Raw genomic sequence first — 12,118 nt, forward strand, 5'->3', positions numbered from 1 at the left:
CACTAACCCCGAAGGGTCCGTTCGACTTGCATGTGTTAGGCCTGCCGCCAGCGTTCGCTCTGAGCCAGGATCAAACTCTCAGGTTGAGTTGACTTATCTGACCTAAGCATTGCGACCCTAAGATCGCTTGGCATTAGTTCTACGTATTCTTGACGAGATCCCACGTTCACCGATCCGAAGACCGGTTACATGGTATGTCTTTTCAAAAAGACCGCAGTTGTCAGTGTCGACTGATGAACCCCGAAGGGCTCTCGCCAGGACACCGCCGCCTGCGTTTCTCTTTCCAGATCAACGATTTCAAAGACCAGGACCGGAAGAACCGGCCGGACCGTTTAGCGCCGGGTCCGCGGCGGAGGCGGCTGTCTAGCCGACCCAGTTTTTCGTGTCAAGAAGTTCTTTTTAAAGAACTTTCTTTTCACGAAACCGCTCCGGAAGGAGCGGCGGAGGCGGCTATCTAGTGAGAGCCGATCTCCTTGTCAACCGGGCTTTTCAGCCTTTCTGCTTTTTCCGAAACCGAAGCTTCGAAGGCCGCAGCAAACCGCCGGGAAAACCGAGAGGCTATCCCTCAACTCAATCCAGCGATTCGATTGAAGCGCGGAACCTAACCGATCCAACCACCCGAAGCAAGACGCTTTTTCAAACCCTTGCCCCGAACAAAACCCCGAAAACACCGTCTCCGAAGCCCGCTGGGCCAGCCCGTCTCCGAGCGAGGCGGCGATATACGTCCGCTCTTTCCGACTGGCAAGCGGCTTTTCACAAAAAGCTCAAGAAACTCAACGAACCAGAGTCATCCGCGCCTTACTTCCGGCGCCCTTCACGTACGCGCGCGTCTGGAGAGCTAAAGAGAAATCGGCCTCAGGATGAAATTTTTATCCCAGACACGCACTTGAGCGACTGTTTTTGGCGTTCAAATCCCGCAGCGACGCCGCCGCAGGGTTCTTTCTTCCACAATTCGTGCATCCGCGGTTGCGCCGCAACATTCGGCGAGGCATAAGAGCGCCAGTTCGAAAGGTCTCTGCTTGTCCCACCGCGCCGCCATCGCTGCGATCCTGAGCCCCGCGCAAGCGGCGGCCGATCTGCGCGTGCTGTCGCTGGGCGTACTCCTTCTCTCGGTAATTCTCATTCCGCTTAGCCAAGCGGTGTGGATGCCTGCGACCTGACCTGAACCCAGCCAGTTTCGCCCATTCACCCCGCTCCGGCTCCGGACGCGGGGTTTTTCTTGTGCCCAGCCCAATACCGACAGGCAAGAAGTTCCAAAATCACAATGACGACGCCTTCTGACAGCACGAAACAACCCAACAGCCGCTCGGCGGCCGTCACCCAGGGCCCGAACCGGGCTGCGGCGCGGTCCTATCTGCGCGCGGCGGGGATGAAGGACGCCGATTTCGACAAGCCGATGATCGGCATCGTCAACACCTGGTCGACCGTCACCCCCTGCAACATGCACCTGGACCGTCTGGCCAAAGACGTGCGGGCCGGGATCGTCGCCGCAGGCGGCTATCCGGTCGATTTCAACACCATCGTCGTCACTGACGGCATCTCCATGGGCACGGCGGGGATGAAGGCCTCGCTGATCAGCCGCGAAGTCGTCGCCGATTCCATCGAACTGGCCATCGAGGGGCATCAGCTGGACGGCGTCGTCTGCATCGTCGGCTGCGACAAGACGATTCCCGCCGCGGCCATGGCTCTGGCTCGGATGGATATCCCCGGTCTGGTCTATTACGGCGGGACCATCCTGCCCGGCGTCATCGGCACGAAGGAAGTCTCGGTCCAGGAAGTGTTCGAGGCCATCGGCGCCCACGCCGCCGGTTCGCTGGACGATGCGGGCCTGAAGGCGGTCGAGAGCGCGGTCTGCCCCGGCGCCGGGGCCTGCGGCGGTCAGTTCACCGCCAACACCATGGCCATGGCCCTATCGATGATGGGGATCAGCCCCATGGGCGCCAATGACGTGCCCGCCGTCGACCCGGCCAAGGGCGCGGAAGGCGAGCGCTGCGGTCGCCTGATCGTCGAGCGCGTCTTCGCCGGAGACACCACCCGCAAATACATCACCCGCGCCAGCCTGAAGAACGCGGCCATCGCCGTCTCGGCCTCGGGCGGATCGACCAACGCCGTCATGCACCTGACCGCCATCGCGGCCGAGGCGGGCGTCGATTTCGGCGTCGAGGACTGTCACCAGGCCTGCGTCGAGGTGCCGGTCATCTGCGATTTGAAGCCCGGCGGCCGTTTCCTGGCCTCGCACCTGTATGCGGCGGGCGGCACGCGCCTGGTCGCCCAGCGTCTGGCCGAGGCGGGCAAGATCGCCAACGTCCCGACCGTCTCGGGCCGCAGCCTGTTCGCCGAAGCCGGCGACGCCGAGGAGCAACCCGGCCAACAGGTCGTGACCGACTTCGACGCGCCGGTCATGGCGCGCGGCTCCTACGCCGTCATCTATGGCGATGTCGCGCCGGAAGGCGCGGTCATCAAGCTGACCGGCCATAAGGTCGATCGTTTCGAAGGCCCGGCCGCCGTCTTCGACTGCGAGGAAGACGCCTTCCACGCGGTTCAGGACGGCTCGGTCGGCGAAGGCGACGTCATCATCATCCGCTACGAAGGCCCCAAGGGCGGGCCCGGCATGCGCGAGATGCTGCAGGTCACCGCCGCCCTGAAGGGCCGCAAGGTGGAGAACGTCGCCCTGCTGACCGACGGCCGCTTCTCGGGCGCCTCCTACGGCTTCGTCGCGGGCCACGTCTCGCCCGAGGCGGCGGCGGGCGGCCCCATTGCTCTCATTCGCGATGGCGATCCGATCGTCATCGACGTCACCAACCGAAGGATCGACGTGCTCGTCGATCTGGAGGCGCGCCGGGCGGACTTCGCCCCCAACCGTGTCCGCCCGGCGCAAGGCGTTTTCGCGAAGTACCGCGCCGCCGTCGCCTCCGCCTCGCAAGGGGCCGTGACCATTCCCAATCCGCCGCCGGCCCAGATCCCCGCCGATCTGGCCGCCCGCTCCACCGAAACCGCCGCTTCTTAAGGACGTCCTTCCATGGCCATCACCATCTACACCAATGAAGACATCAAGCCGGGCGCCATCGCCGGGCAACGCATCGCCGTCATCGGCTATGGGTCGCAGGGCCGCGCCCACGCCCAGAACCTGAAGGATTCGGGCCACGACGTGATCGTCGGCGTCCGTCACGGCGGCACCGGCTGGAAGCACGCGACCGAGGACGGCCTGGCCACGGCCGAGCCTGCCGAAGCCGTTCGCGGCGCTGACATCATCGCCATCCTGACGCCCGACATGATCCAGAACGAGATCTATCGCGACGTCATCGAGCCGAACGCCAAGCCCGGCTCGGCCCTGCTGTTCGCGCACGGCTTCTCGATCATCTACGGCCGCATCGCGCCGCGCGACGACATGGACGTCATCCTGGTGGCGCCCAAGGGGCCGGGCGATCTGGTCCGCCGCGAGTTCGCGCGCGGCCGCGGCGTCCCCTCCCTGTTCGCCATCGAAAAGGACGCGACCGGCAAGGCGCGCGACCGCGCCATGGGCTACGCCAAGGGCATCGGCGGCGCGACCGGCGGCCTGCTCGAGACGTCGTTCCGCGAAGAGACCGAAACCGATCTGTTCGGCGAACAGGCCGTCCTGTGCGGCGGGGCCAAGGAACTGGTCATCCAGGGCTTCAACACCCTGGTCGAGGCCGGCTACCAGCCCGAGATCGCCTATTTCGAATGCCTGCACGAGCTGAAGCTGATCGTGGACCTGTTCTACGAAGGCGGCATCTCCAAGATGCACCACTTCATCTCGGAAACGGCCAAGTGGGGCGCCGTCGCCTCAGGCCCGCGCGTCATCACCGACGAGACTCGCGCCCGCATGAAGACCGTGCTGGACGAGATCCAGAGCGGCCAGTTCGCCCGCGAATGGATCGCCGAGAACGAGGCCGGCAAGCCGAAGTACGAGGCCCTGCTGGACGCCGACCGCAACAGCCAGATCGAACAGGTCGGCGCCCGTCTGCGCGACCGCATGGCCTGGCTGCAGACGGCCAAACAGGCCGCCGCCTGACCCTCTGTATATATAAAGAGAGACTGATCCGATGAGCGCCGCCGCGCCCGCCCTGAAAACACCCCCCGCCCCGGCCGTCATGACCGGCGCGCGCCTGCTTGTCTCCAGCCTGGAGCGGATGGGCGTGGAGGTGGTGTTCGGCTACCCCGGCGGCGCCATCATGCCGATCTACGACGCCCTGACCGGCTCGTCGCTGAAGCACATCCTGGTGCGCCACGAACAGGCCGCCGCCTTCGCCGCCGACGCCTATGCCCGGCTGAGCGGCAAGGTCGGGGTCTGCATGGCCACCTCAGGCCCCGGCGCCACCAATCTGATCACCGGCATCGCCAACGCCATGATGGATTCGGCGCCGATGGTCTGCATCACCGGCAATGTCCCCCAAGGGGTCATGGGCACCGACGCCTTTCAGGAGATCGACATCCTGGGCGTCACCCTGCCGATCGTGAAACACTCCATCCTGGTCCGTGACGCGGCCGAGATTCCGGCCGCCATCGAACAGGCCTTCCACATCGCCGCCTCGGGCCGCCCCGGCCCGGTGCTGGTCGACCTGCCCAAGGACGTCCAGTTCGCCGAAACGGTCGCCCCGTTCGGCTTCAACATTCCCAATGAGACGCCCGCCGCCGACGCCGACGCCATCGCCGAGGCCGAGCGTTTCATCCGCACGTCTGAGCGCCCGCTGATCTACATCGGCGGCGGGGTGAAGATCGGCCGCGCGACCGAGGCCCTGCGCGCCTTCGCCGAGACCACCGGCATCCCCGCCGTGGCCACCCTGAACGCCCTGGGCACGGTGCCAACCGACGCCCCCGGCTTCCTGGGCATGCTGGGGATGCACGGCGCGCGCGCGGCCAATGAAGCGGTTCAGGCGTCCGACCTGCTGATCGTCATGGGCGCCCGTTTCGACGACCGCGCCACCGGCAAGCTGGCCGAGTTCGCCCCCCACGCCCGCGTCGTCCACTTCGATGTCGACGCCTCGGAAATCGGCAAGCTGCGCGAGACCCACGTCGCCGTCGGCGGCGAGATCCGCCCGGCCATCGAGGCCCTGACCGAGCGCTTGTCGTCTGCCCCTCTGGCCATCGACCCGTGGGTCATCCGCTGCGCCTCGGCGGCCAAACACCACGCCGCCCGCTATGACGCGCCGGGCGAGGGCGTCTACGCGCCCGCGCTGCTAAAGCAACTGTCAGAGATGGCGGGCGACCGCTTCGTCGCCGCCTGCGACGTCGGCCAGCATCAGATGTGGGCCGCCCAGCACTGCCGCTTCGCCCGGCCCGAAGCCCACATCACATCGGGCGGTCTGGGCGCCATGGGCTTCGGCCTGCCCGCCGGTCTGGGCGCCCAGATGGCCGACCCCGATGCAGTCGTCGTCACCATCGCCGGCGACGGCGGCTTCATGATGAACATTCAGGAGCTGGCGACCCTGCGCCGCTACGGCGTGCCGCTGAAGATCGTCCTGCTGGACAACTCTTCGCTGGGCCTGGTGCGCCAGTGGCAGGAGCTGTTCTTCGCCGAGAACTATTCCGAGATCGACCTGTCCGACAATCCGGACTTCGTGAAGGTGGCCGAGGCCTTCGGCGTCGAGGCCTTCCGCATCGACCGCCGCGACCAGGTCGAGGCCGGTCTGGCCCGCCTGCTGGCCGCCAAGGGCGCCTGTCTGGCCCACGTCGTCATCGACCCCAAGGAAAACGTCTGGCCGCTGGTGCCGCCGGGCAAGAGCAACGCTGAAATGATGGAAGGCGCATGATCATGAGCGACACCATTCACATCCAGATCGACCGGGCCGACGGCTCGCTTCAGCGTCTCATCGGCCTGGTGGAGCGCCGCGGCTTCCACATCGACGGCATGAGCATGGCCGATGAAGGCGCGATGCGCCGCATCGCCCTGACCGTTCGCGGGCGTGACGCCGCCCGCTCCATCGACAACCTGGGCCGCCAGATCGACCGCCTGATCGGCGTCGCGCGCATCCAGGCCCAAACCTTCCAGTCCGAGGCTGCGTAATGTCCCGAGTAGAACGCGTATCCAGAACCGCCGAAATCGCGGCGTCCGATCCCAACCGCGTCATCATCTTCGACACCACCCTGCGCGACGGCGAGCAGGCGCCGGGCTTCTCCATGTCGGCCGAGGCCAAGCTGAAGATGGCCCATGTCCTGCGCGACCTGGGCGTGGACGTGATCGAAGCCGGTTTCGCCGCCGCCTCGCCGGGCGACGAGGAATGCATCCGCCGCGTGGCGGGCGAGATCGAGGGCCCGGTCTTCGCCTCACTGTCGCGCGCCAACGAAAAGGATATCGACGCCTCGTTCCGCGCCCTGTCGCCTGCGCCGAAATCGCACCGTCGCTGCCACGTCTTCCTGGCCACCAGCCCGATCCACCGCTCGGCCAAGCTGCGGATGAGCACCAACGAGGTGCTGGCTACGATCTCGCGCACGGTGGAATACGCCGCCTCGATGTTCGACGACGTCGAGTTCTCGGCCGAGGACGCCTTCCGCACGGAACCCGAGTTCCTGGCCGAGGCTCTGACAGCCGCCGCCGACGCGGGCGCGCAGACGCTGAACGTGCCCGACACCGTCGGCTACGCCACGCCGGAAGAAGCGCGCCAGCGGTTCGCCTATCTGGACGGGATCATCCGCCCGCGCCACGCGGACATCATCTTCTCCTCGCACTGCCACAACGACCTGGGTCTGGCCGTGGCCAACTCCCTGGCCGCGGTCGAGGGCGGGGCGCGCCAGATCGAGGGCGCCATCAACGGCATCGGCGAACGGGCGGGCAACGCCTCGATCGAAGAAGTCATCATGGCCCTGCGCACCCGCGCGGACCGCTATGGGGCGACCGTCGCCGCCGAGAGCCGCCATCTGGTGCGCGCCTCCCAGACCCTGCGCGACGTGACCGAGACGGTCATCGCCCGCAACAAGGCCATCGTCGGCCTGAACGCCTTCGCCCACGAGGCCGGGATCCACCAGCACGGCATGATGGCCGACGCCCGCACCTACGAGATCATGCGTCCCGAGGACGTCGGTTTCGAGGGCAGCTACTTCGTGCTGGGCAAGCATTCCGGCCGCCATGCGGTCGGCAAGCGGGCCGAGGCTCTGGGCCATGTGCTGGAAGGCCAGCGCCTGGCCGACGTCTTCGCCGGCTTCAAGCAACGCGCCGACCAAATCGGCGAAATCAATGACGCGGAACTGACCGCCATCATCGCGGCCGTCACGGCCTCCGCACCACAGGATACGACCTATGCAACCGCTGGCTAAGAACATCTGGATCAACGGCGAACTGACGGCGTGGGAGAACGCCACGGTTCACGTCATGAGCCACGCCCTGCACTACGGCACCTCGGTGTTCGAGGGCATCCGCGTCTATGACACCCCCAACGGTCCGTGCGGCTTCCGCCTGACCGACCACATCCGCCGCCTGTTCGACAGCGCGCGCATCTACCACTTCCCCATGCCTTATAATGAGGGCGAACTGGTTCAGGCCTGCAAGGAGGTGGTGCGCGCCGAGGGTCTGCGCTCGGCCTATCTGCGCCCACTGGCCTTTCTGGGCGAGTGCGGCATGGGCGTCAGCCCCTCGGCCGAGGCGATCCGCAGCGATGTGATGATCTCGGCCTTCGCCTGGGGCGCCTATCTGGGCGAAGAAGCGCTGGAGAAGGGCGTCGACGCCTGCATCTCCAGCTGGAACCGCGTGGCGCCGAACACCGTCCCGGCGGGCGCCAAGGCGGGCGGCAACTATCTGTCCTCCTATCTGATCGGACGCGAGGCCCGCGTGCGCGGCTTCGGCGAAGGCATCGCCCTGGGCGCCGACGGCCTGCTGTCCGAGGGCGCGGGCGAGAACCTGTTCATCGTCAAGGACGGGGTGCTGATGACGCCTCCGGCCGCCGCCTCCATCCTGCAGGGCATCACCCGCGACAGCGTGATGAAGTTGGCGCGCGGCCTGGGCTATGAGGCGCGCGAACAGGTGCTGCCGCGCGAAGCCCTCTATGTCGCCGACGAGGTCTTCATGACCGGCACGGCGGCCGAGATCACGCCCGTCCGCTCCATCGACGGCATCATGACTCGCGCAGGCGGCCCCGGCCCGGTGACGAAGGCGGTCAACAAGGCCTTTCGCGGCCTGTTCGACGGCACGACGCCCGACCGCTTCGGCTGGCTGGAGCCCATCGGCGAAGCGGCGGCCGCCCCGACCAGGGAGCGCGCGCATGAGCCAGCCTAAAACCCTGTATCAGAAGGTCTGGGACCGGCACGTCGTCGTGCCGGAAACCGCCGAGACTCCGGGCGTCATGTATGTGGACCTGCATCTGGTCCACGAAGTCACCTCGCCCCAGGCCTTCTCCGAAATCGAGGCGCGCGGGCTGAAGGTCCGCCGCCCCGACCGCACCTTCGCCACCCTGGACCACTCGACCCCCACCCTGCCCGCCGGGCCGGACGGGAAACGCCCCTATGTCACCGAACAGGCGCGCCGTCAGGTCGAGACGCTGGAGGCCAACTGCGCCCGTCATAATGTCGAACTGGCGGGTTGGGCCTCGGACCAGCGCGGCGTCGTTCACGTCATGGGGCCGGAACTGGGCCTGACCCAACCGGGCATGACCGTCGTCTGCGGTGACAGCCACACGGCCACCCACGGCGCCTTCGGGGCGCTGGCCTTTGGCATCGGCACCTCGGAAGTGGGTCATGTGCTGGCGACCCAGTGCCTGCTGCAGCGACGGGCCAAGGCCATGCGGGTGACGGTCGACGGAGCCTTGCGCCCCGGCGTGTCCGGCAAGGACGTGGCGTTGGCCGTCATCGCCGCCATCGGCTTCGGCGGCGGCACCGGCTACGTCATCGAATACGCCGGCCAAGCCGTGCGGTCGCTGGACATGGAAGGGCGCATGACCCTGTGCAACATGTCCATCGAGGCGGGCGCGCGGGCGGGCATGATCGCCCCTGACCAGACCACCGTCGACTGGCTGCGCGGCCGTCGCCACGTCCCCGATGACTATAAGGCCGCAGCCGCCGACTGGCTGAGTCTGGCCTCGGACCCCGATGCGGTCTTCGACAAGGAGGTCGTGCTGGACGGCGGCGCCATCCGCCCGATGGCCACCTGGGGCACCACCCCAGACGCAGGCGCCCCCGTCGGCGCGCCCGTGCCGCAGCCGCGCTCGGCCTCGGACCAGAAGGCCATCGACTACATGGGCTTCACCGCCGGCGAGGCGACCACCGGCCACAAGGTCGACGTGGTCTTCATCGGCAGCTGCACCAACGGTCGCCTGCCCGACCTGCGCGCCGCCGCCGACGTCCTGCGCGGCCGCAAGGTCCAGCCGGGCGTGCGGATGCTGGTCGTCCCCGGCTCGGAAGCCGTCCGCCGCGACGCCGAGGCCGAAGGTCTGGATCGGGTCTTCACCGAGGCGGGGGCCGAATGGCGCATCCCCGGCTGCTCCATGTGCATCGCCATGAACGGGGACTTCGTCGCGCCGGGCCAGTTGGCCGTCTCAACCTCCAACCGCAATTTCGAGGGCCGTCAGGGCAAGGGCGCCCGCACCATACTGGCCAGCCCCGCCACCGCCGCCGCCAGCGCCGTGGCGGGCGTCCTGACCGACCCGCGCGTCTATCTGGAGGCGGCCGCCCATGTCTGAGCCCTTTAAAACGCTGACGTCGAAAACCCTGACCCTGAGTCAGGCCAACATCGACACCGACCAGATCATCCCCGCGCGTTTCCTGACCACCACGACGCGCGAGGGGTTGGGCGCCCACGCCTTCCACGACTGGCGCTATGAAGCCGACGGTTCGCCCAAGCCCGAGGCGGTGCTGAACCGCATCGACCCGACCGAACAGCGCATCCTGCTGGCGGGGCCGAACTTCGCCTGCGGCTCATCGCGCGAGCACGCGCCGTGGGCCCTGCTGGACTACGGCTTTCGGGCGGTGATCTCGACCGAGATCGCCGACATCTTCACCTCCAACGCCCTGAAGAACGGCTTCCTGCCCATCGTCGTCGATCAGGCGACCTGGGACGACCTGGCCGCCCATCCGGAACAGCCGGTGACGATTGATCTGGACGCCAATGAGATCCGGCGCGGCAATGCCCCGGCCGTGCCGTTCAAGGTCGAGTCCTTCGCCCGCCAGTGCCTGCTGGACGGGGTCGACGCTCTCGGCTGGCTTCAGTCGAAACTGCCCTACGTCACCACCTTTGAACGCCTGAGAAACGACGCCTTTCAGCCGGAGACCGCCTGATGACCGCCCATGAAACGCCCGTCGCCCGCACCTTCGACATCGCCGTCCTGCCTGGCGACGGGGTCGGTCCCGAAGTCGCCCTGGCCGCCCAGCGGGTGTTGACCTGCATCGGCGACATCTACGGGCACCGCTTCAACTTCACCGAACACCTGATCGGCGGCGCCGCCATCGACGCGACGGGCGAGTCCCTGCCGGAAGAGACGAAAGCCGCCTGTCTGGCCTCCGACGCCGTGCTGATGGGCGCGGTCGGCGGGCCCAAGTGGGACGGCGCCCCGGTGCGGCCGGAACAGGGCCTGCTGGCCATCCGCAAGGCCATGGGCCTGTACGCCAACCTGCGCCCGTTGCAGGTCTCGCCGGTCCTGGCCCACCGCTCGCCGCTGAAGAAGGAGATCGTCGAGGGCGTCGATCTGATCGTCTTCCGCGAACTGACCAGCGGCGTCTATTTCGGCGAGCGCACCCGCACCGAAACCAGCGCCTCGGACCTGTGCGTCTATACGGTCGAGGAGATCGAGCGCGTCGCGCGCGCCGCCTTCCAGGCCGCCGAACAGCGCCGCGGCAAGGTCACTTCGGTCGACAAGGCCAACGTCATGGAGACCAGTCGCCTGTGGCGCGAGGTGGTGACCCGCATCCACGCCGAGGAATATCCGCAGATCACCCTGGAGCACGCCCTGGTCGACTCCATGGCCATGCATCTGATCCGCAAGCCGCGCGACTATGACGTCATCCTGACCGAGAACATGTTCGGCGACATCCTGTCGGATGAAATCTCGGTGCTGGGCGGCTCGATCGGCCTGCTGCCCTCGGCCTCCCTGGGCGCCGACGGCCCCGGCCTGTTCGAGCCGATCCACGGCTCGGCGCCCGACATCGCCGGACAGGATCTGGCCAATCCGGTCGGCATGGTGCTGTCGGCGGCCATGATGCTGCGCCACAGCTTCGATCTGGAGGATGAGGCCGATTCCATCGAGGCGGCGGTCGCCGCCGTCCTGGCCTCGGGCGCCGTCACCGCCGATCTGGGCGGGCCGCTGGGCACGGTGTCGGCCACCCGCGCCATCGTCGACGCCATCCGCGCCATCCACTGGGCGGCGGCGCGCCATGTGCCGATGCACTGGGCCTAGACGGGGTTGCCATAAGACAGAGACGAGAGGCGGGCCGCGGTCCGCCTCTTTTCAATTCAGCCGTCGATCAGGCCCTGAAGCGCCTTGGCCATACGGTCGCGCAGGCGGCCCCGCTGTTCATCCGTCAGAGCCGAAAAGCCGTCCGACAGCTCGCGGCCGATGGCCATGCCCATGATCAGGCCGGACGCGAGGCGCGCCCGCACGGCCGCGTCCTCGCCGCCGATCCACTGGGTCAGGGGATCGAAGAAGCGGTTGTTCGCCGTGCGCTGCACCACGTCCATCGCCTTGGTCGAGCCGATCGAGCGCAACAGGATCAACAGGCCTCGCATCTTCTCGCCGGTCGGGTCAGCCTCGCACCGAGCCGCCTCGCCATAGACGACTTCCGTCGCCAGGCGCTGGCCGAAATCGGCGCGGTCGCCTTCCATCAGGTCACGCCCGTTCTTGCAGCTGTCCAGCACCGCCAGGAACAGATCTTCCTTCGAGCCGAAATAGCGGCTGATCAGCGCCGCATCGACGCCGACGTCGCGCGCCACGTCGCGCATGCCGACATCATCATAGCTTTCCGCGCAGAAACGCTCGCGCGCCGCCTCCAGAATGGCCTGGCGGGTGGCGTTGGCGTTACGCGGCCGGGGAACGTCGCAAAGGACCAATTGGTCGCACTCCAATAAACCTTACGGACTATATGGCCTTGTCATCAGGCGTTGACAAGCGTCGCCTTCGTCGTCTTTAAGTCAGCCGGTGTTGACTGGACGCCTTCTCCCCAAAGAGCGACAGTCTCTCTG

At 67.2% G+C, this 12,118-nt stretch carries 11 protein-coding genes and 1 rRNA gene; 10 read left to right on the forward strand and 2 right to left on the reverse strand.

Features of this window, described 5'->3' with window-relative positions:
- Window positions 1–86: ribosomal RNA gene (locus tag ACU5AP_RS01950) — 16S ribosomal RNA — on the reverse strand; the annotation flags it as partial.
- A 933-nt stretch (window positions 87–1,019) separates the two neighbouring features.
- On the opposite strand from ACU5AP_RS01950, the gene ACU5AP_RS01955 reads away from it, so the two are divergent.
- The 10 genes from ACU5AP_RS01955 to leuB all read left to right on the forward strand — a co-directional run bounded on the left by ACU5AP_RS01955 (window position 1,020) and on the right by leuB (window position 11,336).
- A complete protein-coding gene (locus tag ACU5AP_RS01955) occupies window positions 1,020–1,160 on the forward strand; it encodes a hypothetical protein (RefSeq protein ID WP_157678000.1) in 141 nt (46 codons plus the stop codon).
- Window positions 1,161–1,264: 104 nt separating this feature from the next.
- Window positions 1,265–3,007, forward strand: coding sequence for a dihydroxy-acid dehydratase (gene ilvD, locus ACU5AP_RS01960; RefSeq protein ID WP_446680729.1), 1,743 nt, complete (start codon window positions 1,265–1,267; stop codon window positions 3,005–3,007).
- A gap of 12 nt (window positions 3,008–3,019) precedes the next feature.
- Window positions 3,020–4,033: a ketol-acid reductoisomerase gene (gene ilvC / locus ACU5AP_RS01965; protein ID WP_128719288.1), complete on the forward strand. Its 1,014-nt coding sequence runs from the start codon at window positions 3,020–3,022 to the stop codon at window positions 4,031–4,033.
- 31 nt (window positions 4,034–4,064) lie between these two features.
- Entirely contained in the window at window positions 4,065–5,771 is a 1,707-nt protein-coding gene (ilvG, locus tag ACU5AP_RS01970) for an acetolactate synthase 2 catalytic subunit (RefSeq protein ID WP_128719287.1), read from the forward strand.
- Between the two features lie 2 nt (window positions 5,772–5,773).
- Window positions 5,774–6,025: an ACT domain-containing protein gene (locus ACU5AP_RS01975; protein ID WP_046653132.1), complete on the forward strand. Its 252-nt coding sequence runs from the start codon at window positions 5,774–5,776 to the stop codon at window positions 6,023–6,025.
- Window positions 6,025–7,272, forward strand: a complete 1,248-nt coding sequence (locus tag ACU5AP_RS01980) for a 2-isopropylmalate synthase (RefSeq protein ID WP_088410878.1) — start codon at window positions 6,025–6,027, stop codon at window positions 7,270–7,272. The genes ACU5AP_RS01975 and ACU5AP_RS01980 overlap by 1 nt, the downstream gene beginning before the upstream one ends.
- Window positions 7,256–8,227 (forward strand): branched-chain amino acid transaminase, encoded by a 972-nt coding sequence (locus ACU5AP_RS01985; protein ID WP_003166719.1) that lies wholly within the window; start codon window positions 7,256–7,258, stop codon window positions 8,225–8,227. The genes ACU5AP_RS01980 and ACU5AP_RS01985 overlap by 17 nt, the downstream gene beginning before the upstream one ends.
- Window positions 8,214–9,626: a 3-isopropylmalate dehydratase large subunit gene (gene leuC / locus ACU5AP_RS01990; RefSeq protein WP_446680730.1), complete on the forward strand. Its 1,413-nt coding sequence runs from the start codon at window positions 8,214–8,216 to the stop codon at window positions 9,624–9,626. The genes ACU5AP_RS01985 and leuC overlap by 14 nt, the downstream gene beginning before the upstream one ends.
- Complete coding sequence (gene leuD, locus ACU5AP_RS01995; protein WP_003166717.1) at window positions 9,619–10,221, forward strand: 3-isopropylmalate dehydratase small subunit; 603 nt, start codon at window positions 9,619–9,621, stop codon at window positions 10,219–10,221. Before leuC ends, leuD begins: the two co-directional genes overlap by 8 nt.
- Complete coding sequence (gene leuB / locus ACU5AP_RS02000; RefSeq protein ID WP_446680731.1) at window positions 10,221–11,336, forward strand: 3-isopropylmalate dehydrogenase; 1,116 nt, start codon at window positions 10,221–10,223, stop codon at window positions 11,334–11,336. The genes leuD and leuB overlap by 1 nt, the downstream gene beginning before the upstream one ends.
- 56 nt (window positions 11,337–11,392) lie before the next feature.
- Here the strand turns inward: leuB and ACU5AP_RS02005 are convergent, their stop codons facing one another.
- Complete coding sequence (locus tag ACU5AP_RS02005; RefSeq protein ID WP_003166716.1) at window positions 11,393–11,986, reverse strand: TetR/AcrR family transcriptional regulator; 594 nt, start codon at window positions 11,984–11,986, stop codon at window positions 11,393–11,395.
- Window positions 11,987–12,118: the final 132 nt, after the last annotated feature.

The organism is Brevundimonas sp. RM1 (assembly GCF_052907225.1).

Coding starts and splice junctions, on each gene's coding strand:
- ilvD (WP_446680729.1), top strand. CDS start 1,265: ATGACGACGCCTTCTGACAGCACGAAACAACCCAACAGCCGCTCGGCG.
- ilvC (WP_128719288.1), top strand. CDS start 3,020: ATGGCCATCACCATCTACACCAATGAAGACATCAAGCCGGGCGCCATC.
- ilvG (WP_128719287.1), top strand. CDS start 4,065: ATGAGCGCCGCCGCGCCCGCCCTGAAAACACCCCCCGCCCCGGCCGTC.
- ACU5AP_RS01975 (WP_046653132.1), top strand. CDS start 5,774: ATGAGCGACACCATTCACATCCAGATCGACCGGGCCGACGGCTCGCTT.
- ACU5AP_RS01980 (WP_088410878.1), top strand. CDS start 6,025: ATGTCCCGAGTAGAACGCGTATCCAGAACCGCCGAAATCGCGGCGTCC.
- ACU5AP_RS01985 (WP_003166719.1), top strand. CDS start 7,256: ATGCAACCGCTGGCTAAGAACATCTGGATCAACGGCGAACTGACGGCG.
- leuC (WP_446680730.1), top strand. CDS start 8,214: ATGAGCCAGCCTAAAACCCTGTATCAGAAGGTCTGGGACCGGCACGTC.
- leuD (WP_003166717.1), top strand. CDS start 9,619: ATGTCTGAGCCCTTTAAAACGCTGACGTCGAAAACCCTGACCCTGAGT.
- leuB (WP_446680731.1), top strand. CDS start 10,221: ATGACCGCCCATGAAACGCCCGTCGCCCGCACCTTCGACATCGCCGTC.